This is a genomic window from Pannonibacter sp. SL95 (assembly GCF_026672425.1).
GTDB lineage: Bacteria > Pseudomonadota > Alphaproteobacteria > Rhizobiales > Stappiaceae > Pannonibacter.
This window is the reverse complement of the sequence record NZ_JAPPRC010000003.1, coordinates 1,079,326-1,103,806: the sequence shown is the minus strand read 5'-3', so window position 1 is coordinate 1,103,806 and position 24,481 is coordinate 1,079,326. Positions and strand designations below refer to the sequence as shown.

Genomic DNA, 24,481 nt, shown 5'->3' with positions numbered 1-24,481 from the left:
TCAAGGGGGGAGAGGGGGGCTGCGGCGTTCCTCCGGACACGCCCGCCCCATTCATCCGGACGCAGCCGTCAGGCCGCCTGGCGGGTGCCTTCGGCCTGGCCCATCCCCAGCATGTGGCAGATGGCGTAGGTGAGGTCAGCGCGGTTCATGGTGTAAAAATGGAAGTCGTTGATGCCGCGGTCGACCAGATCCATCACCTGTTCATAGGCAACCGCAGCGCCGACGAGCTTGCGCGTTTCGGCGTCCTCGTTGAGGCCGGAGAAGCGGCGGGCCAGCCAGTGCGGGATCGAGGTGCCGCACTTGGCCGAGAACACCATGGTCTGTTCGAAATTGTGGATCGGCAGGATGCCCGGCACGACCGGGATCGAGAGACCGGCCTTGGCGATGCGCTCCAGGTAGCTCTCGAACAGGTCGTTGTCGAAGAAGTACTGGGTGATGATGCGCGTCGCGCCAGCATCGACCTTGCGCTTCAGATTGTCGATCTCGACGCTCCAGTCGGCGCTTTCGGGATGGCGCTCCGGATAGCCGGAGACGGAAATCTCGAAATCACCGACGGCCCGGATGCCGGCGATCAGATCGCTGGCGTAGGCATAACCGTCGGCGCGCGGCTGGTAGCGTGCGCCCAGGCCCTCCTGCGGGTCACCGCGCAGGGCCACGATGTGGCGCACGCCGATGTCCCAGTAATCCTGGATGACCGCATCGACTTCGGCGCGCGATGCACCGACGCAGGTCAGATGGGCGGCCGGCAGCAGGTGGGTTTCCTTCAGCAGGCGTTCCACCGTGCGGTGGGTACGCTCCCGCGTCGACCCGCCGGCACCATAGGTGACGGAGACGAAGGACGGGTTGAGCGGAGCCAGCCGTTCAACGGTGGACCAGAGCGAAGCCTCCATCTTGTCGCTCTTCGGCGGGAAGAACTCGAAGGAGGCGGTGATCGGGGCGCGCTCGGCAAGGCGCGAACGACGGGCGAAAGTCGAGGCAGTCATGTTACGCGACCTCACGGGTTAGATCGACGAGCGGAAGATCGGTGACGATGCGCGGATCGCGCGCCAGCCACAGGGTGACGGTAAGTTGCGACCCGTCAGCGGCGGCTGGCGACAGGTCGGTGACGAGTTCGACATCAAGATCCAGCGCCTCGAGCCAGCGGGCCATCTGCTCGCGCGAGAAGCCGAGGCGGCGGTGGGCGTGGCCCTCGCGCAGGAACTCGAGGTCATGCGGGGCGAAGTCGACAATGATCAGACGTCCGCCAGGACGCAGGGCACGCGCAGCCTCGGCCAGCGCGCGGGCCGGGTCATCGAGGAAGTGGAGCACCTGGTGCACGGCGACGACATCGAAGGAGGCCGGCGGCACATTCAGCGCGTAGATATCGCCATGGCGGACCTGCGCCCGCGACAGGCCGAGCTCGGCGAGCTTGGCCCGGGCGACGGTCAGCATGTCATGCGATGCATCAACGCCCAGCGCAGAGGTGTAGCGGTCCGCGAACAGCTCCAGCAGCCGCCCGGTGCCGGTGCCCAGATCGAGGAAGGAATGGAACGGCCGGTCGCCGAGGGCGCGCAGCATCGCCGCTTCCACATCGCTCTCGGCAATGTGCAGCGAGCGCTCCTTGTCCCAGTCGCGCGCCTTGGCGGCGAAGTAGGCCGCAGCCTCCTCGGCCTTGGCACGGCGCAGGGCATCGAAGCGGCTGGCATCGGCGGTGAGGACCGGATCGGCCGGCAGGAGACGGGCAACGAGGTCGCGGGCAAGATCGCCGGCCGCGTCTTCCGCAAGCCGGTAGAACACCCAGGACCCTTCCGGATAACGGCGCACGAGACCGGCCTCGGCGAGAAGCTTCAGGTGACGCGAGATGCGCGGCTGGCTCTGGCCGAGAATGGCGGTCGCGTCTTTCACCGTCAGTTCGCTGCGGGCAAGGAGGGCCAGCAGCCGCAGACGGCTCGGCTCCCCCGCAGCCCTGAGGCCGGAGAGAAGATCGTCGATTGCAAGGTATTGGGGCTCGCTCATGCCGCTCACGTGACTAGCTGATATAAAGATATCTTTATACGAGGTCAAAGCTCGACGCAAGCCACCATGTCTTGCAGGCGCGTCGATGGCAACGCCGCAACGTTCAAGTGGTTGAGAAGAGCTTAATGCGAGCTGGCAGGTCGGGCTCACCCCGATGCTGCAGCGCATCACAGGCAACTTAAACGGAATCCCTCAAGCGATTCTTATGACTCGTTCTTTTCCACCTTGTTGAAGTTGAGGATGGAGACGAGCCAGAGGGGCCGGCGTTGCAGCTGACCGGGAACTTGAAGCCCGCAGCTGCCTCGCCACTTGAGGAAAAGCGCCGGCTTCCGGGTCACTGCCCGGATAGCGAGGGCACAGAGCGATGATTCTCTGCATGAAGCAGCTCATCCGGCGAGGGCCCCGAGGGGCCGCATCACCGGATGGCGCGAAGTGATTCTTAAGACTCGGTTTTTAGCTGCCACCTCATCCGGCGGATCAGGCTGGGCTCACCCTGCCTCAGAGGGGCACGGGGCCGGGATAAGCCGGCGGCGTTGCGCCGGAGACCCAGGCAAGATCGGCCGGCCAGGCATAGACCGTGCCGGTCGGATCCCAGGCGCCAAGGGCTGTGAGACTGGTCCCGGCATCGACCTGACCGTCGCGGACCCAGATGAAATGGTCGGGCCCGAGGCCAGCAAAGACCATCTTCGTCCAGTCCGGCAGGGCAGGCAGGAAGCCGCCGAAGGCACCGGAGGCATTGGCAGGATAGACCCAGTTGCCGATGCGGATCGGCCCGAGCGCACCACTGCCGGCACCGATGCCGAATTGATAGGTGCCCGTCGCGGGCTGGTTGGCGGCGCTGCCAGCCGGGTCAGCGGAATAGCCCTCGGCCATCGACTGGGACAGGACGGAGACGACGATCGGCTCTGACGGATCCGCGGTCACGAGGACCTTCAGGTTATCGTCGGCATAGGGGTAGCCATAGGAGTTGCTGCCCGCATGGATGACGTTTGCATAAGGATTGCCGTAGCCGGTCGCAAAGGGCACCTGCCCTGCGAACTGGGTGCTGTCGTTGGGCCCTGCCGTGGTGAAATAGCCCTCGTTGAGGCCGATCATCAGATTGCGGAACAGCGAGTTGGTGATGACCTGCTGCGCCGGATCGCCGAACGGATCATTCGCGGCTGTCCGGTTCTGTGGATAGATCTGGCCGTTGAAGGTGAGCGTGCCGCCGTCGCAGCGGTAGATGATGGCGCTGGTGAGGTTCGCAGCCGTGATCTGCAACGTGTCGCCCGCCGCACTGGTGAGGCTGACCACCGGGTCGAAGGCGTTGCCGGGGGCAAGGAACGACCCGGACATGGTGAGCGCCGCACCACCAGCCGGGGTGTCGGATGTCAGCATAAGCGGCGCGCTCGCATTGGTCAGGGCATCGACATAGGGATCGAAGGGGCGGTAGGCCTGCGGCGCGATGGTCGGACCGGCGATCATGGTCTGCCCTGTCCAGGCCTTCAGAACGGCCGTCAGTCCGGCAGGGCCAGGCACCAGCGCGGAGGTCTGGACTTGCGTCATCAGCGTCGAGACGGGCGTCTTGAAGCCGAGGGAAAAGGGCGCCCCGCCCGTCAGCGTGCCGACGACACTCAGGGGCAGCGCAAGCAGGTCGACGTTGGACAGGTTGAGCCAGACGCCTTCGTCGTCCGGCGTGCGGGTCAGCTCGATCCAGCCATAGCAAGACGAGCCATAGGGCACCGGCGGATTGGGAAAGGGTTCCAGCCCGACATAAAGCCGGCCGCTGGTGATGGTGGTGAAGCTGATTTCTGCCCCGGGAATGTCGGTCAGGGCTGTCACCGTGTTCGCGGCGATGTTGCCAAGGCCGGTGACATCCTCGGCGGTCAGGAGCACGTACAGGGCGGACTTGCGGTCGGTGACGGGGCGAAGATCAACGAGCGACAAGGTGATGCTGGCAAGCGGCGCGGCCATGGTGGCGGTCTCCTGATGCGGTGGCACTGCCTGTTGGACGCCGGCGCTGACCGGATGTGATGAGAGGGCTGCTCTGGCCGCTCCCCCACACCCGCGCTATAGCTTGGCGAACAGACAGGAGAGCAGCCGGATGGCAGATGACGCAAAAACCGAGCGTGAACACGGATTCCCGGAAGGGCTCGTTCGTACACCTGGACGCCGGATCAAGGGGACGGTCGAGCGCGTGCTGGCAACGATCACGCCAACCGATTTCCTGACCCAGGATGTGGAGACACTGCCGCTGGCGTTCGAGGGCATCGCGGGTGGCCGTCACGCCGGGTTTACCCGCCGCTCGGGCGGTCGCGAGCCGTGGTATCCGCGCGACACGGAGATGGCGAACGAGCGCCAGATCTCGCTGCTTTCGGTCGAAGAGCTGGAAATCATCGCCAGCCGCATGGAGCTGCCGCGCGTTGACGTTGCCTGGATCGGCGGCAACATCCTCGTCTCCGGCATCCCGCATTTCTCGCTGGTGCCGCCGCGCACGCGGCTGGTGTTCGAGAGTGGCGCAGTGCTGCGCGTGGACGGCGACAATGTGCCGTGCCGGATTGCCGGCAAGGGCATCGCCGAGCACTACCCGGACCGGGAGGGCCTGGATCTCCTGTTCCCGCAAAAGGCACGCAACCGGCGCGGGCTGGTTGCCTTTGTCGAGAAGCCGGGCATCATCCGTCCGGGCGAGCTTGTTACGGCCCACATCCCCGAACACTGGCTGTATCCGAAGGCGTAAGCCAGGACAGCTGCGAAAGGACCGAGATGCTTCCGATCCACCACATGATCCCGGGCGGTCCGCGTCCGGTCGCCCCGTTCTCCGATGCGGTCGAGGCCGATGGCTGGGTGTTTGTCACGGGCCAGATGCCGACCGACCCCAATGCGCCGGACGCCCCATTGCCGGAAGGCGTGGCCGCACAGACAGCGCGGGTGATGGAGAACCTCAAACTGGTTCTGGCCGGAATCGGTCTCGGCCTTGAGCACGTCACGATGGCGCGCGTCTATCTGACCGAGTTCGAGCGCGACTACGCGGCGATGAACGAGACCTACCGCAGTTTCTTTGCTCCTGGCCAGCTGCCGGCCCGGACCTGCATCGGCGTCACGGGGCTGGCCGTGAACGCGCTGGTCGAGATCGACCTGATCGCGCGCAGGCCCTGAACGCACCAGCCGCAAGACGCTTTCCGCCCTGTGGCGCCCTGCCGCAGGGCATCGCGCCGCAGTGACCTCCCGGCCGTCAGCCGTCATTTACGCAGAAGCGCGTAAGCAGTTTCCCTGCTGCGCCTGTGTTTGCTCTGACCCCCGAGGCCTTCCATGTCCGCCCTTGCCACTGCTTCCAGCCGCAAGACCCCGCCGATCCTGCTGCTGCGCATCCTGATGCTCGTGCCGGTGTTCAACCTGTTCCTGCGCGAGGCCATTCATGGCACCGACAATGATCGCCTGTGGTTCGCCTTCAACGTCGTCACGATCTGGCTCGTGGCCATCGTCACCTTTGGCTATCCGGCCGTGATCATTCCCGCTCTCTGCATGGTCGCGATGGCGTTCCTGTGGATCCTGGAGACCGTGCGCTGAGGCTCTGCCGGCAGGCGGCTCAATCGCCCGTCAGGCCAACTGACTGGTCTTCGCCATCGTCCTCGCCGATGCGGCGCGCGCAGCCCCAGTCCTCGAACACCTCGTTCATGGCCGGGGCCACGAAAAAGCGTGCCGCATCGCGGTCATAGCCATCATCCAGCAACAGGTCGTAATCGGTGTGGGTGTGGCGCACGTGACTGGCCAGGCCCTGCCAGACCGCAATCGAAACCGGCAGATGCCGCAGGTGTCCCGCCTGCGCCGCCTCAAGCACCGCTCCGGCATCCAGCATCGGAATGCGGGGCGCCATCGCCCTCAGGGTCTTGCGCAAGTCCTGCTGCCGCTTCGTACCTGGCGCCACTGCTGTCTCTGCCCCTGCCCGTATTGTGCCTTGAGGATAGCACAAGGCTCTTTGGCGCGCCCTCCCCTGCCCCGGTTATCAGGCCACTCATCACCCAGTACATCGCGCTGCAGGGCATCGGGTAGCCGCGTCCGGCGCCTGGCCGCAAAGGGCCACTGCGTGCGCAAGGCAAAGGGCGACAGGGACAGCAGCAGCCGGGACAGGATGGTCATGACATACCTCGATAAAGAAAGAGATTACTTTCTTATTTTGAGCCCTCGAATATGAAAAGAGAAAACTTTTTATATCTCGGGTGTCGTGCTACATATCCGGCATGTCAGATCGTACCCGCACCCGATTGCTGAATGCCCTGAAGGGGTCAGGCCCACAGACGGCCGCCGAGCTGGCGACAGCGCTGGCCGTAACGCCCGTGGCTGTCCGCCAGCATCTCGATGGCCTGGCCAGCGAGCAGCTGGTCGATTTCGAGGATCAGAAGGGATCCGTCGGCCGGCCGCGCCGGGTCTGGGCGCTGACGGCGGCGGGACATGCCCGTTTTCCCGATAATCATTCGACCCTGGTCGCAGGATTGCTGGGCGGCTTGCGCCAGCTCTATGGCGAAGAGGCGCTGGACCGGCTGATCGGCCTGCGGGAACAGGAAAGCGAAGCGCAGTACCGGGCCGCCCTGAACGACGCCCCGGACCTGCCAAGCCGCCTGCAGCGCCTGGCCGAGTTGCGCAGCCGCGAAGGTTACATGGCCGAGGTCGAGGCCGAGAGCGAGGGCAGCTGGCTCTTCATCGAGAACCATTGCTCGATCTGCGCGGCGGCAACAACCTGCCAGGGGTTTTGCCGGTCGGAACTGGCTCTGTTCGGACGGGTGCTGGGCACTGACGCGAGGATCGAGCGCACGGAACACCTGCTGTCAGGAGGACGGCGCTGCGTCTACCGTGTCACCCCCGCAGCCGCGTGAGCAAAAGCCGATCTAGGAAATGTCAGGGACATCAACACCAAGCTCGGCCAACGGGCTGGCAAGGGTCTGCCTCAGCGTCTCGAAGTCCTGACGCCGGGGCGAGGAGCGCCGCCAGACGAGCCCGACCATTCGCTTGGGCTGCGGATCGGCGAAACGCAACAGGGCTACCCGGTCATCACGCACCTCGACGTCAGTGCAGATCTCGGGCAGGAGCGTCACGCCGTAGCCTGCGGCGACCATCTGCATGACCGTCGCCAGACTGGTTGCCCCGAAGGCCGAGCGCCGGCCGCCCACCACAGCCTGACAATAGCTCAGCGTCTGATCGCGCAAGCAATGGCCTTCCTCGAGCAGCAGCAGATCGTAATGCCGGATCTCCTCCACATTGACGCGGCGCCGTTCGTCGAGGTCCGGGCGATTGTGAACCGCAAGCAGGAACCTGTCCAGGAACAGCGGCAGGGACACAAGATCCGGCCGCTCGACGGGAAGCGCGATGATCACCGCATCAAGATCACCATCATCGAGCTCCTGCAGCAGCTGAGCCGTGAGCGTTTCCCTTAGGGTCAGGCGCAGATCCGGATGCCGGTCCTGCAGCACCGGCAGGATACGGGGCAAAAGATAAGGCGCGATGGAGGGAATGATGCCAAGCCGCAGCGGACCGCTGAGCGGCTTGCCGCGGTGGCGGGCATAGTCCGAAAGATCCCTGACATCCGAGAGGATCCGCCTTGCGCGCCGGACAACCTCCTCCCCTTCCGGGGTCAGACGGACCGAGCCGCTGCGCCGCTCGACCAGAACCAGGCCGAGTTCCCCTTCCAGCTCCTTGATCTGCATCGACAGGGCCGGCTGCGACACGGACACGGCCTCCGCCGCGCGCCGGAAATGCGCATGCGTGGCAAGGGCGTCGAGGTAACGGAGCTGGCGTAGCGAAATCATTTGATAAGAATAACTGATCGGAAGCTGAATGCAATCCGATTGGAGCTGATTGCGCCTTTCGGTCTACAACACATTCAGCTTGGTTGTCCGGCGGGTTCCGCAGGTAACCAAGTTTGCGAATTGATGCCAGACTAACGGGGTGATCTCACGATCGCCCCGTCCTTTTTTACAGGTTCCGGCTGCAAAGCCGTCCAAGGTCGCCGCCACATTGTACTGCCCAGTACAGGCCAAATTCAAAAACTGGCGCATTTCCGCCAGAAATCTGTCGAGCCCTCACAATAATTCGGTTAAAACTGATTACAACTTGAGTTAAATCAAAATAAAAAAAGTATAATTTCTCATCATCTGCATTTTTCTTATCTTTAAAACTCGCCTCTAAAAGGGTCTCATGTCCAAAGGACGGGTGAATTCGAATGACCGAAGCTTACAAGACTGAACTGGTAAACTTTCAAGATCTTTCAGGTGAAACAAGTGCTGACAGACGGGCCGAGCTGGCCAGGCATGTGGCGGTGCTGTTCTCACTGACTTCGGAAAAATGCACCGACGAGCAGGTCGACATTTACGATTCAGTTCTCCTGCGCCTTGTCGACATGGTTGAAACGGAAGTCCGGCGCTTCGTCGCTGAACGCCTGTCCGAGTTGCGCCGTGGCCCTGAGCGCACCATCCGGCAGCTTGCCGGTGACCAGATCGACATTGCCGACCATCTTCTGAGCCGTTCACCGGTCCTGCGCGACTGCGACCTCGTCGACATTGCCGATGTCCAGAGCAATGCCCATCGGCTCGCCATCGCCCAGCGCGATGTCCTTTCCGAACAGGTCACTGACGTCCTCGTCAACAGGGGCGACATCCGGGTCAAACGCCGGGTCGCAGCCAACCACGGCGCTGTGTTCTCGGTCGATGGCATGGCAACGCTGATGGAGGCGGCCAGCCTGGACCAGACGTTGCAGCTTGCCCTGAGCGACCGTTCGGACCTTGCGGAAGACCAGATCCAGCACCTGATCTCGATTGCGACCGAAGCGGTCCGGCTGAAGCTGACAGGAACCGCTGCGGCGGAAGAAACCGATCAGCTGCCACAGGCCGCGACAATCGCGGCGCAGCGCATGTCCAACGACTACTGGCTGAGCCGCTACGACTTCGAGACCGCGCGGGGCCGCGTGATGACGATTGCCCGCGAGGGCCGGCTCACCGAAGCGACCTTACGCTGGTTTGCGGCCGACGACCGCTTTGCAGAAGCCGTCGTTGCCTTCGCCTGCCTGACCCGGATCGGCTTGTATGAGGCCAGCCACTGGATGGTCCGTCTTGATGTCGAGCCCTTCCTGACGGTTGCCAAGGCCGCAGGCTTCACACCGCTCACGGTCGCAACATTGCTCAAGGTCGGCCCCTGGCGGCACAGGCTCTCCGTTCAGGCACGCGCCCTGGCGCTCGCCCACTATGACACGATGCGTCCGGATGAGGCCCGGCAGAAGCTCGCCCACTGGGACGACATGGTCAGCCACTGACAGGGATCGCCAGAGCTCAAGTATTTCCAAGCCTCCGTCGCCAGCCGCCGGGGACTTTCTTTATTCCAAGTCGGCACAGCCGATGTAAGATCTAACTGATGTCAGAATTATACAGAATCGCATCCAGACAAAATACGCAATAATCTGCCTGGAATGTGGCATCCACATCGAAAAATAGAAAATTTTCCGACCATGATTATCCATGCAGCAGAACTTGTCACAGTCAAGGATTTCGGCTTTTATGCGCCATCGTTTTCAAGAGGCGCGCACGATGAACATGGGTTTCCCGTTACTTGCTCTGATGCAACGTCTGATCGGCCGGGTCTCCCATGTAAAGCTCTTGGCAGTAGCGGCAAGTATGGCGCTCAGTCTGGCGCTGCTGACGCTGGCCGGGGGCATGGCCTCTGCCCAGGACAGTTCGCAGCAGACCGCAGCGGCAGCCGCCCCCTCGTCCTCGTCTGCTCCTGTTGCCTACGACATCTCGGCCTATGACCAGATGTCGAAGGACATGGGCCAGACCATGACCGAGACGTTCCAGCTGCGCGGCGCGCTGCAGCGGATCCTTGCAGAACTGCCGAGCCTGCCCGAGAGCATGATTGCCACGCTGCAGTCCAAGTCAGCCGATGGCTCGCTGCGCTGGCTTTGGGGCGCGCTGGTCGTGATCGTGATTGCGGTTCTGGCAGGTAACGGCGCCAGTTTGCTTTTCCGCCGCTGGGCGCGCCCGCTCTACGCAGCCCGTTTCACGCAGGCGCCCGAGACACGAACCGAGAAGATCGCTTATCTGCTTGGACGTGGTATCGTGATGGCGCTCGGCACGCTGGTATTTTGTATCGTTGCCTGGAGCGTCGCCGTCCTTCTGCATGAGGACACGGAGGCCGGGCGGATCACGGTCATGACCGGCGTGTCTGCCTATGCCAGCTGGCTCTTGGCCCGGCTGATTTTCTTCAACATCATTGTCCCCTACTCGTCTCAGTATCGCATGCTGGCGCTCAGCGACAGGGCTGCTGACGGGCTCTATCACGCCATCCGTGCCGGGGTCGGCGTGTCCATCGTGCTGCTGTCGATCTGCCTTTGGATGTCGAAGCTTGGACTGGCTGCGAATGCGCACAAGCTTGCACTGATCGGAGCCGGCGCTTTCTCGATGCTGGCCCTTTCCGCAATCGCCTTCCATTGGCGCAAGGATGTGGCGGGCGCGATCCTGGGGTCATCGCCTGACACATCAGGCGGACCGTTGCAGTTCGTAGCCCGGATCTGGCACGTTTTGGCGATCCTGTATTTCGTTGTTGCCTTCGGCGCGTCGGCCCTGCGTATCCTGCTGGAACAGCCGTTTGCCGTCGGACTGGTCGCCGCCCCGATCCAGTCGCTCATTGCGGCCATGCTGCTCTATGCCATCCTGCTGCTGATCATCGACCGTCTGCTGCCGCGTCTCGACACAAGGCGCGCCCAGGCCGCCCTCGTCAGTGACATCGAACGCAGCGAAGAAACGGCTGGCGAGCCGGCGAACCAAGCGGCAAATGCGGCACAGGCCCACGCGGAAGCGCTGGAAAACGAAGCGGCACGTGCGCCCTACCGTGAGCTCCTCGACCACGGCGCCGGCATCCTGACGCTGGTCTTTGCCTCCTGGCTGCTGCTGCAAGCCTGGGGTATCTCGCTGCAGGACGACAACTCCATTCTCAGCAATCTGGTCGAGATCGCGATCGTCGGCTTCCTCGGATACATGGCCTATCAGGCCGTGGAAATCGCGGTGGCCCAGGCCATGCGGCGGCAGAAGCCGGCGGGCGACAGCCATGAGGCGCACGAGATCGACATGGGCGGCCAGGGCGACTCGCGCCTGTCGACGCTGCTGCCGATCTTCCGCAACTTCCTGCTGATCACGATCGTCGTCATCTCCGGCATGCTGATCCTGTCGCAGATGGGCATCGACATCGCCCCGCTCTTTGCCGGTGCCGGTGTCGTTGGTCTGGCCATCGGCTTTGGCGCACAGACCCTGATCCGGGACATCTTTTCCGGTGCCTTCTATCTGATCGACGATGCCTTCCGCAAAGGCGAGTACATCGACATCGGCGGTGCCAAGGGCACGGTGGAGAAGATCTCGATCCGCTCCATGCAGCTGCGCCACCACCGCGGGGCGCTCACCACGGTGCCCTTCGGCGAGATCAAGCACGTGCAGAACTACTCGCGCGACTGGGCCATCATGAAGCTCGCCTTCCGCGTCACCTATGACACAGATACCGAGAAGATGCGCAAGATCATCAAGAAGTTCGGCCAGGAGCTGATGAACGACCCCTATTATGGGCCGATGTTCCTCGATCCGCTGAAGTCGCAGGGCATCCTGTCGATGGAAGACAGCGCGATGATCGCCCGCGTGAAGTTCATGTCGAAGCCCGGCAAGCAGTTCGAGCTGCGCAAGGTGATCTATGCGGGCCTGCAGGAGCTGTTCGAGAAGAACGGCATCCACTTCGCCCACCGCGAGGTGACCGTGCGTGTGGCCACCGAAGATGGATACGTGATCCATAACCCGACGCCGGCGCAGATCGCCGCTGCCGGCGCAGCTGTTGCCGGCAGCGTAGACATCGGGACCGAGCCGGATGGCGCACCGGCAGCCCAGCCGGCGCAGTGATCCGGCGCATTGAAGACAAAACCTGGAGCCTGCCTTACGATCCATCTTGCAGGCAAACCATACCCTCAACTCCGTCATCCCGGCCAAGCGCAGCGCCGAGCCGGGACCGGAGAACTGAGGCCTCAATATTTCAATGAGTTACCTACGGAGAGACCTAAGCTCTCCGATCCCGGATCTTCGCTTCGCTGCGTCCGGGATGACGATTGGGAGTATGCAGGCAGTCAAAAAAATCCCCGGGGGAAGCCCCCGGGGATTTGTCTTCTGCCGTCAAGCCTTACCGAGGCAGTCCTCAGCGGGTCAGCGGCTTGTACTTGATGCGGCGCGGGTCAGCGGCATGGGCGCCGAGGCGGCGGACCTTGTCCTTCTCGTAGTCCTCGAAGTTGCCCTCAAACCATTCCACATGGCTGTCGCCCTCGAAGGCGAGCATGTGGGTGGCCAGACGGTCGAGGAACATGCGGTCGTGCGAGATGACCACGGCGCAGCCGGCGTAGTTTTCCAGCGCGTCTTCGAGCGCGGCCAGCGTTTCGGTGTCGAGATCGTTGGTCGGTTCGTCAAGCAGGAGGACGTTTGCGCCCTGCTTCAGCACCTTGGCAAGATGCACGCGGTTGCGCTGACCACCGGAGAGATCGCCGACCTTCGCCTGCTGTGCCGGGCCCTTGAAGTTGAAGGACGAGCAGTAGGCGCGCGAGTTGATTTCCTTGTCGTCGAGATAGATCACCTCGGCGCCGCCGGAAATTTCCTCCCAGACGTTGTTGGTCGGGTTCAGTGCATCACGCGACTGGTCGACATAGCCAAGGCGCACGCTGTCGCCAACGATGATCTCGCCTGAATCCGGCTTGTCCTGGCCGGTCAGCATGCGGAACAGGGTCGACTTGCCGGCACCGTTCGGACCGATGACGCCAACGATGCCGCCGCGCGGCAGCTTGAACGACAGGTTGTCGATCAGCAGGCGGTCGCCAAAACCCTTCGAGACATTCTTGACCTCGATGACGTTGGCGCCGAGACGCTCGCCCACCGGGATCATGATCTGCTCGATCGTCGGGATGCGCTCCTCCTGAGCGGCCAGCAGGTCCTCGTAGGCCTTGATACGGGCCTTGGACTTGGTCTGGCGACCCTTCGGCGACATGCCCATCCACTCGCGCTCGCGGGCGATGGCGCGGCTGCGCGCCATGTCCTCGCGGCCTTCCTGGACCATGCGCTTGGTCTTCTTCTCCAGATAGACCGAGTAGTTGCCCTCGTAGGGGATGCCCTGACCGCGGTCCAGCTCGAGAATCCAGCCGGTGACGTTGTCGAGGAAGTAGCGGTCGTGGGTGATGATCAGCACCGAGCCCTTGAACTCGCGCAGGTGACGCTCCAGCCAATGGACCGTTTCAGCGTCCAGATGGTTGGTCGGCTCGTCGAGCAGCAGCAGGTCCGGCTCGGACAGGAGCAGCTTGCAGAGTGCAACGCGGCGGCGCTCACCACCGGAGAGGTTGTCGACCGGGCTGTCCGACGGCGGGCAGCGCAGGGCTTCCATCGCCATCTCGACCTTGCTCTCGAGGTTCCACAGATCCTCGGCATCGATGATGTCCTGCAGCTTGGCGCCTTCCTCGGCCGTCTCGTCCGAGTAGTTCATCATCAGCTCGTTGTAACGGTCGATGATCGCCTGCTTGTGCGCGACGCCTTCCATGACGTTTTCGCGAACCGTCTTGGAGTTGTCGAGCTGCGGTTCCTGCGGCAGGTAGCCGACCTTGGCGCCTTCGGCAGCCCAGGCCTCACCGGTGTACTCCTTGTCGATGCCCGCCATGATCTTGAGCAGGGTCGACTTACCCGCACCGTTCGGACCGAGGATACCGATCTTCGCGTCCGGGTAGAAGGACAGGTGGATGTTGTCGAGAACCTTCTTGCCGCCCGTGTAGGACTTGGAAAGGCCATGCATGTGGTAGATGAACTGGCGCGCCATGGGGCCTCGCGTCTCCGTGCTTGAAGGGGAATCCGGGGATCTTTGGAGCGCACTTTTACGGGAGATTGTCGCGCCGGGCAATGGGCGAGGCGACCAGCCCGCATCGCCACACGCACCGTTCTCTCCTTCGTCATGCCATGACTTGATCATGGCATCCATGCCGATCCCTGTCGGCACGGAGAACCTGTCGGAGGATAACCACGCAGCCTCGCAGAGATGCCTTGCTCAAGGAGAGGTCACGGCATGGATGCCATGGTCGAGCCATGGCATGACGGAGGATGGGGTTAGGGCAGTAGCCTGATTTCAAGCCGCCAGCAGCAGAGACGAACGGTCTTGAGCGCACCAACTCTCGATTTCGTCATGCCATGACTTGATCATGGCATCCATGCCGATCCCTGTCGGCACGGAGAACCTGTCGGAGGATAACCACGCAGCCCGCAGAGATGCCTTGCTCAAGGAGAGGACACGGCATGGATGCCATGGTCGAGCCATGGCATGACGAAGGATGGGGGTGTGGTGGTCGTCATGTTTCAAGCCGCCAAAGGCTTAGAAGTCCGGTTGCGAGTGCACTGCCTCTCGATTTCGTCATGCCATGACTTGATCATGGCATCCATGCCGATCCCTGTCGGCACGGAGAACCTGTCGGAGGATAACCACGCAGCCTCGCAGAGATGCCTTGCTCAAGGAGAGGTCACGGCATGGATGCCATGGTCGAGCCATGGCATGACGAAGGAGATCGTTGGTAATGGCGGGTGCTTCCAACCGGACCAGTCTCACGAATTCAGCATGCGCCCAAGGTCAAACTATTCGGGGTTTTCCGCTTCGATCAGACTGACTTTCCATGCACGGGGCCATGTCTTGATTGCTTTTTCGCGGGCAATGGCGAGCTCGGCGGTCGCGTGCTGTTCATACCAGACCAGCCGCCGGACCGAATAGCGGGCAGTAAAACGAGACCCTTGCCCGGTCTGATGCTCGTAAAGCCGTCTGGCCAGGTCGTTGGTCACGCCCGTGTAAAGGGTCCCGTTTTTGTGCCCGGCGAGCATGTAGCCCCAGTAGGCCCTCACGCTCACCCCAGCCAGTCCTTCAGCCCGTACCACCAGTAGGCGGCCTGGAGGTAGTGGCGGCGCAGGGGGGCGAGGGGGAAGGAGCGCAAGGGGCCGCGCAGGACCTCTGGCACCTGCCAGGGCGGGGTTTCGTCCAGCGCCAGTTCGGCCGCAAGCGCGCCGGCCTTCGAGCCCATTGCCACGCCATTGCCGTGATAGGCAAGGGCCGCAAACACTCCGGGGTAGCCGGGAACGCCGCCAACATAAGGGTTGAGATCCAGCGCCAGGCAGACCCGGCCCGACCAGTAATGCGTCGTCTCCACATGGGCGAGTGCCGGGAACAGGGCATCAAAATCCGACCGGATGAGGCGCCGCAGCCGGTTCGTCTCCCGCACGGAGCCGAAGATGCCGCCACGCATGCCGAAGAGCATCCGGCCGTCAGGCAAGAGGCGGAAGTAATGCAAAAGCGTGCGGCTGTCCGAACTCATCACCGGGCTGGTCCAGCCCTGCGACAACCGCTCCTCCTGCGTCAGCACGCGGGTGACCATGACATTGGACATGACCGGCAGCAGCCGGCCCTCCAGCCAGGGCAGGAGATCCTCATCCAGATAACCGTTACCGGCCAGAATGACCCGGCGCGCCAGCAGCCGGCCCTTCGGCGTCTCGACCCGCCAGCGGCCTGCCTCCGGCACGATATCAAGCACCGGCGAATTGCCGAAGATCGACTGATCCGCCTCGCGCAAGGCCCGCGCCAGCCCGCGGACATATTTCAGCGGATTGAGACCGAACCCGTGCGGCGTAAACATGCCGCCATGGACACCGGACGCCGACAGGCCCCGTGCCGCAAGGTCGGAGGGCGTCAGCATCTGGCTGCCAAGGCCAAAGCGGGCGTTGACGAAGGCGCTCTCCGAACGAAGCGCCTTCAGCGCCGACGGCTTGTGCGCCAGAACCAGCTCGCCGCTTCCTGTCTGATCAGCGGAAATGACGTGCTTGTCGAGGAGCCGGCCCACATGGGCAATGGCATCCAGCTGCAGCGCCACAAAGCGCTGCGCCTCATGCTCGCCGTAGGTGGCAACCAGGTCTTCCGGCGACCGCTTCGACCCGCCGATGCAGCAGAAGCCGCCATTGCGCCCCGATGCCCCATAGCCAACCTGATGCCGATCAAGCACGGCAACGGAGGCGCCAAGCTCCGCCGCCCGAAGCGCCGCGTTGAGGCCGGTGTAGCCCGCGCCAACAATAGCAACATCAACCGCCAGCGCCTCGCCCTTCGGCGTCTCTAGCTCCGGATCCGGCACGAGGGGCCCGACGCTTTCCTCCCAGTAGCTGCCGATCGGAAGGCCGGGCTCGTCGATCATGGGGTCAGATCCCGAGCCGGTCGCGCAGCGAGAACCAGGTCATCGCCAGAACAAGCAGCGGGAAGCGCATGCTGGCCCCGCCGGGGAAGGACGGGATGCGGATGCGCTCGAACACCTCGAAACGTGCCGTATTGCCCGCAACAGCCTCTCCGATCAGGCGCCCGGCGAGACAGGCCATCGCGACACCATGGCCGGAATAGCCCGAAGCATTGAAGATATTGGGAGCGAGCCGGCTGAAATAGGGCATCCGCTTCGGCGTGATCGCCAGCGTGCCGCCCCAGCCATAGTCGATGCGCACATCGGCCAGCTGCGGGAACACGGATTTCAGCGGCTTGCGCACGAACTCGGGAATGTCGGCCGGGAACCGGTAGCCATAGGTCTCGCCGCCGCCAAACAGCAGGCGGTGGTCATGGGTCATGCGGAAGTAGTTGATGACGAACTTGCTGTCGGCCACCGCCACACCGCCCTGAATCAGGGCCTCGGCACGCTCAGAGCCAAGCGGCTCGGTAACAATGATGAAATTGTTGATCGGCATGACGCGGGCCGAAACCTTCGGCTCAAGCTTGCCGAGATAGCCATTGCACGCCAGCACCATGTGGCTGGCCTTGACCTGTCCGCCGGCCGTCGTAACCGTAATCTTGCCGCCGTCATTGCGGTAACCGGTGACGGTCGAGGCTTCGAAGATCCGTGCGCCGGCACGTTCGGCCGCCCGGCCGATGCCGAGGGCAAGGTTCAGCGGATGCACATGCCCTGCCCCCTTGTCCAGCGCGCCGCCGTGGTAAAGCGGGCTGGCCAGGCGCGCCTGGATGGCCGCGCGGCTCAGCACCTCGATGTCGTGATAACCGTAATGCTGCGCCAGATGCTCGGCGTAGTCCGCGTGCTCGCGGGCGATGTCCGGGCGGTGGTCGGCGTAGAGGATGCCAGGCCGGTAGTCGCAGTCGATCTGATGCTTGCCGATCAGCTCATGGACAATGGCCTTGGAGTCCTCGGCAAGATCCCACAGCAGCCGGGCGTCGGACTTGCCGACCATGTCCTCCAGCGTGATCTGGTCGAGCCGCTGGCCGGAGCCCACCTGCCCGCCATTGCGGCCCGAGGCGCCCCAGCCGATGCGATGCGCCTCCAGCACGACAACCGAAAGCCCGGCCTCCGCCAGATGCAACGCGGAGCTGAGCCCCGTATAGCCGCCACCGACGATGACAACATCGGCCGTCACCTCGCCGGCCAGCGCCGGATACCCGGTCTTCCACCCGGCCGTCGCCGCGTACCAGGAGTTTGCATGCTGTCCCGGACGGTCATTGGCGGTGAGAAGATCGAGGGATTTCAGCATTCGGGTCTCTGACAACGGAAAATGTGATCACGTTCACTCGTCCAGCCAGTGTTTCCGGACTGCGCCGCGTTGGCAAGACCTATCCTGCGCCCCTCCCCTTCCGGAACGCCGCAAGCCAGGCGAGGCCGGCCTCCGTTCCCCCGGCCCCGGACATGCGGGGGCGGTATTCGGCGCCGATGTGGCCGGTGTAGCCGAGGCGCTGGAGGCCGTCGAGGAGCGGGGGATAGGCGAGCGTGCCCTGGTCGGGTTCGCCGCGGTCGGGCACACCGGCGATCTGGATGTGGCCGATCTTCGGGAAGGCCTCGGCGATGGCGGTGGCCGGATCTCCGCCCATGCGGGCGACATGGTAGCAGTCGAGCAGGAGCTCGGCCTCCCCGCCCGTCTCCTCGATCAGCGCCAGGGCTCGGTCCACCGTCGAGACGAAATAGCCGGGCACGTCGAAGGTGTTGATCGGCTCCAGCAGGATGCGGATGCCATGCGGCCGGGCCGAGGTGAGCGCGTAGCGCAGGTTGGCGAGAAACACCGCGTGCGCCTCAGGGCCATCGGCCTTGCCGGCCATCAGATGCACGGCCCCTGCCCCGCAGGCTGACGCGTAGGCCAGTGCCGCATCGATGGCCGCGCGCGCCTCGCGCTCGCGTCCGGCCAGGGCCGAGAGGCCGAAGTCACCCGCCGCAACGTCGCCCCTTGCCGTGTTGAGCGCCAGGATCGGCAGGCCCGCCTCTGCAGCTGCGGATTTCAGCTCATCCGCCGGAACGGCGCCGGGGCCCACGTGTGGCCAGTGCAGCTCCACCGCATCGAACCCGGCCCGCGCCGCAGCAACGACGGCCTCGGGCAGCGGCCGGTCCGTGAAGAGAAATCCGAGATTGGCAGAAAACCGCAGCATTGCGAGGCCTCGGACATTTGAACCCCAAACAGTCGAGCCCCAAGCCTAGACCAGATGCGCCGCGATGGCAGGCCTTTTGTGCCACTCCGGGTACCACTCCGTGTGTCGTCGCGCGCGGCCTCACATGTCCAGCGGATCCATGACGAAGACCGCATCGGCAATTCCCGGTGCCGGTCTCTCCGGCGCGGTGTGCGGCAAGAGCACCGTGACAGTTGCGACGCCGAGATCAGCCAGCTGCGCCGGCGTGCCATGGCCGAATTCGAGATGACCCCGGCCAATGATGCCGACGACCAGCGGCGCGCCCCTTGCCGCGCGGGCCTCAGCCATGCGGCAGGCGAAGGCGCGGTCCCAGACCTGCTGCGCGCGGACGAACCGGTCAAAGGCCGGATCGTCGGGGCTCGTGACCTTGCGGTTCGGCGAGCCGCCGCCGGTGAACTCGAACAGGAAACGGCGATAGGCCGGGGTGGCCGGCAGCGCGGGCGTCACCCCGTCCCGGTCGGCGTCAGTGATGGCGTCCCAGCCACCGATACCGACCTCTGTCACCAGCGCGCGGCGGCAGTTGAGCCCCAGCATCGGCAGGCGGAATTGCCGGCAGAAGCGGAACAGCGGCAGGTAAATCTCGGCCGGGAAGCCCCAGACCGTGCCCCATTCCGCCTGATCGAGGAAATCGGCCTCGGTCAGCTCACCCGCCACCCAGCGCGCCAGCACCGGATCAAGCCGTGCCGGGAACATCTCGAAGCCGACCGCGATGTCGGCGCGATGGGCGAGGAGGCCGGCCAGGACATGCAGCTGCCAGCGGTGCTGCGCCGCCTTGTCGTGCTGCTCCCCCAGCAGCACCACATCGGCGCGGGCAGCATGGGCGAGCACCTCGGGATGGGCGAGGACGGCCCCGTCGGACGGCCGGATCCATTGGCCGGGGGTCATGGCGGCCCCGCTCATGCGAGCGGCCCGATGGCGAGGCCGGTGCGGTTGCCCTCAGCGTCAAGGGCATGGCGCCAGCTGTCCGCGTCCTGCCAGGCGGCGACGGTGCCGGCCTTCAGATGCAGGTGGAAATCCGGCGTCATGATGTTGAAGAAGCCGCTCATCGGCTTCACCGCCTCGACCTTGCCCTGCCACTGCTGGCGCACGCTGGCGGTCTCGAAACGGATTGTCACCGGATCGCCGCCGACCAGCGCCTCCAGCACCGGAGCTGCGGGATCGTCCCCGGTCTCGGGCGGCGTGGCCTCGGCGGCGGCCCGCTCGGGCGCAACAGCCGGAATGCGGGCAAACTGGCGCAGCGCCGTCTCGAACGGCTCGGCCCCCTCCAGCCCCACGACGGAGACGCCCGGCTCGCCGCTGGCGGTCATGAAGTCAAGCCGCGGCAGCACCTTGTCCTTCATCACCGAGGAGGTGTCGTAGTGCAGGCTGTCGAGGGAATTCAGGTCGATGACGGCCGCGTGGCAGGCGCCGGACAGGGTGACGCTGTGGTCGCTGATCTCGGCCGTGTCGAGGGGGCCGATGCGCTCGTGCAGGCTGCCGGCGCTCCGCACAATGACCATGATGCGGCCAAGGCCGGGAAGCAGCGGGAAGACGGCGGCAGGCTGGACGTCGAGACGGTGGCGTTTGACTTGATCGGTCATGCGAGGGCTCCGGCACGTGGGGCTGGCAGCGGCTGACTTGCACGGTCAGTGGCGGCTGCGGGGTCAAGGGCGAGGATCTGGTAGGGCGCGAGCCCCTCGGGCGGGCGATGGGCGGCGCAGATGATGGTGGCGTTGGGCAGTTCGGCCCTGACCCTGGCCAGCAGGTCCACCTCGCTGCGGGCATCAAGGGCGCTGGTTGCTTCATCCAGGATGAGCACGGCAGGCCGGTGGATGAAGACCCGCGCCAGGGCAAGACGCTGGCGTTCGCCCATCGACAGGCCCGCATAACCCTCTGGCCCAGGCAGATCGAGCGCGGCGAGCTTGTGCCCCAGACCGGTCTCCCGGAGGGCCGCCTCGATGGCGTCACGGCCCACGTCCTCCGGCTCCCGTGGATAGGTCACGGCATGAGCGAGACCTTCGGGGAAGACACGCGGGGTCTGCGGCAGCACGAGGCGCGACCCTTCGGGCACGCTGATGCGGCCCTCGCCAAAGGGCCAGAGGCCGGAGAGCGCCGCAAGCAGCGTGCTCTTGCCGGCCCCTGACGGCCCGGCCACCCAGAGGCTCTGACCGGGCTGCAGCGCCATATCCGGAACCGGAGCCAGCCGCCTGCCCTGCGGAGTGGAGAGCGCGACACCTTGCAGCTTCATGCCGCCGCCGGGGGCTGGCCCCCGCGTGATCGCCTGCGGCACGCCCTCAGGCGTCTGCGGATTGCGCGTCAGCGCCAAAAGGTCATCCAGACGCTCCGACACCGCCACGAATTCCGCCAGATCCCGGTAGGAGAAGATGAACCAGCTCAGGGTCGTTGCGGTGGTGGAGAAGCTCTGCGCCAGCTGCATCAGCCCGCCGAGGGTCAGGTTTCCGGCAAAATAGATGGGCAAGGCCAGAAAGGTCGGAATGCGCAGGATCGTCTGCATGTAGGGCCGGACGAACAGGCCGAGGATGACTTCGGCGCGGATAAGCCGGTGCCAGTTGCGGCGGATCTCGCCGAACCTGCGCTCAAGGCGGCGGCGCTCCGCCTCCTCGCCGGAGGACTGTGCAATTTCGTCCGTGCCTTCCCGCAGCTGCACCAGAGCATGGCGGAAGTCCGCCTCGCAGCGCTCCTGCTGGAACACCAGCCCCTTGACCGGCCGGCCCAGCAAATGGGTCAGGAGGCTCGACACAGCCACATAGAGGAAGGCGGCCCAGACCATGTAACGCGGGATTTCCACATCGAGACCAAACAGGTGGAAGCTGAGTGGCACGGCTGAAAGTGACCACAGCACCGCCACATAGGAGACAAGGGCGACCGCGTTTGAGATCACGTCCAGCGTTTCGATGAGCAGCCGCTCGATGAACTTGCGGCAGTCTTCGGCAATGCGTTGGTCCGGGTTGTCGACTGGCTGCGCCGAAAAGCCGGGGCGCAGATGCCAGTAGGCCTTGTTGGCAAGCCAGGCATCCTGCATGCAAGACGTCAGCCGCGCGCGCAGGCGCATCTGCAGCCGTTTGCGCAGCCAGTCGCCAACGAGGAAACACGCGGCGGCAGCCGCAGTCAGCGCGGCAAAATGGCCGACCTGAAGCAGGGCTTCTGCCGCATCCCGCCGTTCCAGCGCGTCATAGAAGGCCTTGTACCAGCTGATGATCTGCACCGACACCCAGACGGCGGCAAACTGCAGCCCGAGCACCACGGCATAAAGAACCAGCGCCATCGACGCGCCGGGCCCTGACGCGGCAAGCCGCGTCAGGCGATAAATGCGGGCAAGAACAGCGCGCATCGGATCAGAACTTAACGTTGAACGAGGCCTGGAAGGTGCGGCCGGGGCCGGTCTGCAGCTCGAGCGGGTTCTGGTTGGCAATGGCCGAGGTCGGCCGCGTGGTCATGCCGGCGGCGGAGGCCTCGAAATAGCGGGTGTCGAAGACGTTCTTCACTCCGAGATCGAGGCTTGCCATTTCGGTGACCTGCCAGGAGGCAAAGACATCGAGCACCGCATAGCCACCCGGCTTGAAGCCGGTGGGCGAGGAGGTCTCGTAGACCGGCGCGGCCATGCGGGTCATCGCATCCAGCGTCAGGTTGTACTGCGGCAGCGCGTAGCTGAGACCGAGCACGGCGGTGAGCGGCGGCAGGGTGTGCGGCGTCGTGGCGGCGCCGGCTGCGGCCTTCTGCGTGCCCTTCTGCCAGGCGACGCTGGCGGTGGCGGTGAGATCCTCGGTCAGGCCATAGGCGCCCTCCACTTCCACGCCCCAGACGGCCACTTCCGACAGGTTGCGGTAGGTGTAGTCATTGGTGCCGGGCGGGTTGTAGAAGCTCTCGATGAAGTCGGTGTAGTCGGCGCGGAAGCCGGTGATCGACAGGTAGCCGCGCTCGATCTGGGCGCGGACACCGGCCTCGAGGCTGCGCACCTTTTCCGGCTTCAGGTTCGGCGCCGGGATCTGGTCGAAGGCGGCACCGGGCACGGAGGTGAAGAGCTGCTGCGCCGTCGGCATCTTGAAGCCTTCGCCGTACTTGCCCCAGACCGACCAGGTGTCATCGATGTGATAAAGCGCGCCGAGGCTCTTCAGCAGCGCCGTATCCTCCCGCACGCGCGGCTCGGAGCCGGGCACGACCTTGTAATCCGGATTCGGACGCGGATTGATGCGGTAGGTGGCCAGGCGCAGGCCCGGCGTCAGCTCCAGCTTGTTGTCGAACAGGCCGATCTTGTGCTGGGCATAGACATCGGCCCGGCGCGTGTCGGAATTGGCGAAGTTGAAGCCGCCCGCCCGCGCCTCCGTCACCGCGCCGGTGGCAAGGTTGGTGGTGCGGTCAAGGCGGGTGTAGTCGACCTTGGAATAATCGCCATCGAAGCCGAAGGTCAGCTCGTGGTCGGTGGCACCGAGTTCGAAGGCCTTGGTCGCCTGCACGTCCAGCTCGAAGAAGTTCTCCTTGTAGGAGAGATAATCCTGCAGGATGTAGCCCTGCCCGGCCTTGTTGCGGCCGCGCTGGAGGCCCTTGCGGTCATACTTGTGCGGTGTGTAGGCGAAGGTGGTCTTCAGCTCGTCGAGGAAGCCGCTGTCCGGAGTCCAGCTGTGTTCCAGCGCGAAGCGGTTGCGCGTCAGGGTCAGGTCACGGTCATAGCCGGTGATGACATTGCCGTTGGTCTGGACCCCGCGCGTGCGGGTGTAGTCCACGTCGGTCGTGCGCCGCAGAAGGTCGGCCGAGGCCTCCAGCCGGTGCTCGTTCGACGGCGTCCAGACGAACTTGAACAGGCCGCGATAACTGTCGGCATTGGTCGGGTCGAGCTTGTCGCAGGGCAACTGGCCAGCCGAGAGCACGCGCGGGCAGCCGTAGATGCCGCCGTCGGCGCGGGCGTTGGAGAGTTTCGCCTCCTCGCTCGCCTGCCGCGACACGGCCGCCATCACCGCGAAGGTCTCGGACCAGCGCTGCGCGAACACGCCAGAGGCAAGGCCGGAGCTGTTGAAACTGTCATAGGCAACGCGGCCCTCGCCGCCCATCTTGCGGCCCTTCAGCACGTCTTCCGGGTCCAGGGTCTCGACGGCGACAACACCGCCCAGCGCATCGGCGCCCCACAGCACCGAGGCCGGGCCGCGCACCACCTCCACCTGACGCACGAAGTTGAAGTCGAGATAGTCGCGGGTGCCGTCGGTGATGCGCTCGGCGACGCGCGAGCCGTCCACCTGCATCTGCACCCGGTTGCCACCGACGCCGCGGATGGTGAAGCCGGAGAAGGTGTTGAACGGATCGGTGGCCGAGGTCTGGCGCTGCACGGTGACGCCGGGCAGATAACGGGTCAGCTGCTGCATGTCGGAAATGCCGAGCTGCTCCAGCTCCTCTCCCGTCACCACGGACACATGCGCAGGCACATCCAGCACGGCGGTTTCCTGCCGGTCGGCAAACAGCGTGATGCGGCTGAGCTGGGTGATGAGGCCACCGGCCTCGGCGACCGGGGCAGCCGCCGCAGCCGCCGCCGGGGCAGGTGCCGCAGCCGTTGCCGCACGGGTCCCGGGCGCGGGCTTGGCCGCTGTCTGGCCAGCTGTCTGGCCAGTTGTCTGGCCAGTTGTTTGGGCCAGCGCCGGCGACGTACCGGCTGCGGCGCAAAGGAGAGCGAGGCCGGCGACACTCGCCAGCCAAAGGGCATCGCGCCCTGGAGCAACAGACATGAAAAGGCTCCCGAAAGGCCCGGGACGTTTCAGTCCGGACCGCGGTTCAAGGAAGGGATCGCTTGCTTTGGGCTGGCAAATCCGGCGCGCACCATCCGCGCTGCACCGTTATGGGAGGGAGTATTAAAATATGAGGTGTTGAGTCAAGTATTAAATGGGGCCGAGTTTCGAGTGGGTCTGGTCGAAAATTGCTCGCAAACAGAGCCGCTAAAAAAGGCGGGGTACATTCAGCCTTCGGGACGCATCTAGCCAGTGATCCATGGTCTCGCCCAACGAACGCCAAGCTC

Annotated in this window: 20 protein-coding genes; 6 read left to right on the top strand and 14 right to left on the bottom strand. The window is 64.6% G+C overall.

Features of this window, described 5'->3' with window-relative positions; translation table 11 throughout:
- Positions 1 to 68: 68 nt before the first annotated feature.
- The 3 genes from metF to OVA12_RS05805 form a co-directional block, all read right to left on the bottom strand.
- Positions 69 to 983 (bottom strand): methylenetetrahydrofolate reductase [NAD(P)H], encoded by a 915-nt coding sequence (metF, locus tag OVA12_RS05815; RefSeq protein ID WP_268135351.1) that lies wholly within the window; start codon positions 981 to 983, stop codon positions 69 to 71.
- A 1-nt stretch (position 984) separates the two neighbouring features.
- Entirely contained in the window at positions 985 to 1,995 is a 1,011-nt protein-coding gene (locus tag OVA12_RS05810) for an ArsR/SmtB family transcription factor (protein WP_268135350.1), read from the bottom strand.
- A 498-nt stretch (positions 1,996 to 2,493) separates the two neighbouring features.
- The gene (locus OVA12_RS05805; RefSeq protein ID WP_268135349.1) at positions 2,494 to 3,948 is read right to left on the bottom strand and encodes a hypothetical protein; all 1,455 of its coding nucleotides are present in this window, start codon (positions 3,946 to 3,948) and stop codon (positions 2,494 to 2,496) included.
- Between the two features lie 130 nt (positions 3,949 to 4,078).
- Between OVA12_RS05805 and OVA12_RS05800 the strand changes: the two genes are divergently transcribed.
- The 3 genes from OVA12_RS05800 (at position 4,079) to OVA12_RS05790 (ending at position 5,541) form a co-directional block, all read left to right on the top strand.
- Positions 4,079 to 4,711 (top strand): MOSC domain-containing protein, encoded by a 633-nt coding sequence (locus OVA12_RS05800; protein WP_268135348.1) that lies wholly within the window; start codon positions 4,079 to 4,081, stop codon positions 4,709 to 4,711.
- A gap of 26 nt (positions 4,712 to 4,737) precedes the next feature.
- Positions 4,738 to 5,130 (top strand): RidA family protein, encoded by a 393-nt coding sequence (locus OVA12_RS05795; RefSeq protein ID WP_268135347.1) that lies wholly within the window; start codon positions 4,738 to 4,740, stop codon positions 5,128 to 5,130.
- A gap of 153 nt (positions 5,131 to 5,283) precedes the next feature.
- On the top strand, positions 5,284 to 5,541 hold the full coding sequence (locus tag OVA12_RS05790) for a hypothetical protein (protein ID WP_268135346.1): 258 nt from the start codon (positions 5,284 to 5,286) through the stop codon (positions 5,539 to 5,541).
- 19 nt (positions 5,542 to 5,560) lie between these two features.
- Here OVA12_RS05790 and OVA12_RS05785 read toward each other — a convergent pair whose 3' ends face one another.
- Entirely contained in the window at positions 5,561 to 5,899 is a 339-nt protein-coding gene (locus tag OVA12_RS05785) for a DUF2293 domain-containing protein (protein ID WP_106753115.1), read from the bottom strand.
- Positions 5,900 to 6,212: 313 nt separating this feature from the next.
- Here OVA12_RS05785 and OVA12_RS05780 point away from each other — a divergent pair, with 313 nt between their 5' ends.
- Complete coding sequence (locus tag OVA12_RS05780; RefSeq protein WP_268135345.1) at positions 6,213 to 6,845, top strand: helix-turn-helix transcriptional regulator; 633 nt, start codon at positions 6,213 to 6,215, stop codon at positions 6,843 to 6,845.
- A gap of 12 nt (positions 6,846 to 6,857) precedes the next feature.
- Here OVA12_RS05780 and OVA12_RS05775 read toward each other — a convergent pair whose 3' ends face one another.
- The gene (locus OVA12_RS05775) at positions 6,858 to 7,775 is read right to left on the bottom strand and encodes a LysR substrate-binding domain-containing protein (RefSeq protein WP_268135344.1); all 918 of its coding nucleotides are present in this window, start codon (positions 7,773 to 7,775) and stop codon (positions 6,858 to 6,860) included.
- A 413-nt stretch (positions 7,776 to 8,188) separates the two neighbouring features.
- Here OVA12_RS05775 and OVA12_RS05770 point away from each other — a divergent pair, with 413 nt between their 5' ends.
- Positions 8,189 to 9,274 (top strand): DUF2336 domain-containing protein, encoded by a 1,086-nt coding sequence (locus OVA12_RS05770; protein WP_268135343.1) that lies wholly within the window; start codon positions 8,189 to 8,191, stop codon positions 9,272 to 9,274.
- A 358-nt stretch (positions 9,275 to 9,632) separates the two neighbouring features.
- Positions 9,633 to 11,894 (top strand): mechanosensitive ion channel family protein, encoded by a 2,262-nt coding sequence (locus OVA12_RS05765; protein WP_268135342.1) that lies wholly within the window; start codon positions 9,633 to 9,635, stop codon positions 11,892 to 11,894.
- Between the two features lie 289 nt (positions 11,895 to 12,183).
- On the opposite strand, the gene ettA is transcribed toward OVA12_RS05765, so the two are convergent.
- From ettA to OVA12_RS05720, 9 genes are all read right to left on the bottom strand, one after another.
- A complete protein-coding gene (ettA, locus tag OVA12_RS05760; protein ID WP_268135341.1) occupies positions 12,184 to 13,836 on the bottom strand; it encodes an energy-dependent translational throttle protein EttA in 1,653 nt (550 codons plus the stop codon).
- Between the two features lie 803 nt (positions 13,837 to 14,639).
- Complete coding sequence (locus tag OVA12_RS05755) at positions 14,640 to 14,906, bottom strand: GIY-YIG nuclease family protein (protein WP_442793815.1); 267 nt, start codon at positions 14,904 to 14,906, stop codon at positions 14,640 to 14,642.
- A complete protein-coding gene (locus OVA12_RS05750; RefSeq protein WP_268135340.1) occupies positions 14,903 to 16,234 on the bottom strand; it encodes an NAD(P)/FAD-dependent oxidoreductase in 1,332 nt (443 codons plus the stop codon). The genes OVA12_RS05755 and OVA12_RS05750 overlap by 4 nt, the downstream gene beginning before the upstream one ends.
- Positions 16,235 to 16,238: 4 nt before the next feature.
- Positions 16,239 to 17,561 (bottom strand): NAD(P)/FAD-dependent oxidoreductase, encoded by a 1,323-nt coding sequence (locus tag OVA12_RS05745; RefSeq protein WP_268135339.1) that lies wholly within the window; start codon positions 17,559 to 17,561, stop codon positions 16,239 to 16,241.
- Positions 17,562 to 17,640: 79 nt separating this feature from the next.
- On the bottom strand, positions 17,641 to 18,444 hold the full coding sequence (locus tag OVA12_RS05740; RefSeq protein WP_268135338.1) for a hydroxypyruvate isomerase family protein: 804 nt from the start codon (positions 18,442 to 18,444) through the stop codon (positions 17,641 to 17,643).
- A gap of 120 nt (positions 18,445 to 18,564) precedes the next feature.
- The gene (locus OVA12_RS05735; RefSeq protein ID WP_268135336.1) at positions 18,565 to 19,383 is read right to left on the bottom strand and encodes a ChaN family lipoprotein; all 819 of its coding nucleotides are present in this window, start codon (positions 19,381 to 19,383) and stop codon (positions 18,565 to 18,567) included.
- Positions 19,380 to 20,063, bottom strand: a complete 684-nt coding sequence (locus tag OVA12_RS05730; RefSeq protein WP_268135334.1) for a hypothetical protein — start codon at positions 20,061 to 20,063, stop codon at positions 19,380 to 19,382. The genes OVA12_RS05735 and OVA12_RS05730 overlap by 4 nt, the downstream gene beginning before the upstream one ends.
- Positions 20,060 to 21,814, bottom strand: a complete 1,755-nt coding sequence (locus OVA12_RS05725; protein ID WP_268135332.1) for an ABC transporter ATP-binding protein/permease — start codon at positions 21,812 to 21,814, stop codon at positions 20,060 to 20,062. Before OVA12_RS05725 ends, OVA12_RS05730 begins: the two co-directional genes overlap by 4 nt.
- Before the next feature lie 4 nt (positions 21,815 to 21,818).
- Entirely contained in the window at positions 21,819 to 24,194 is a 2,376-nt protein-coding gene (locus OVA12_RS05720) for a TonB-dependent hemoglobin/transferrin/lactoferrin family receptor (RefSeq protein WP_268135330.1), read from the bottom strand.
- Positions 24,195 to 24,481 lie beyond the last annotated feature (287 nt).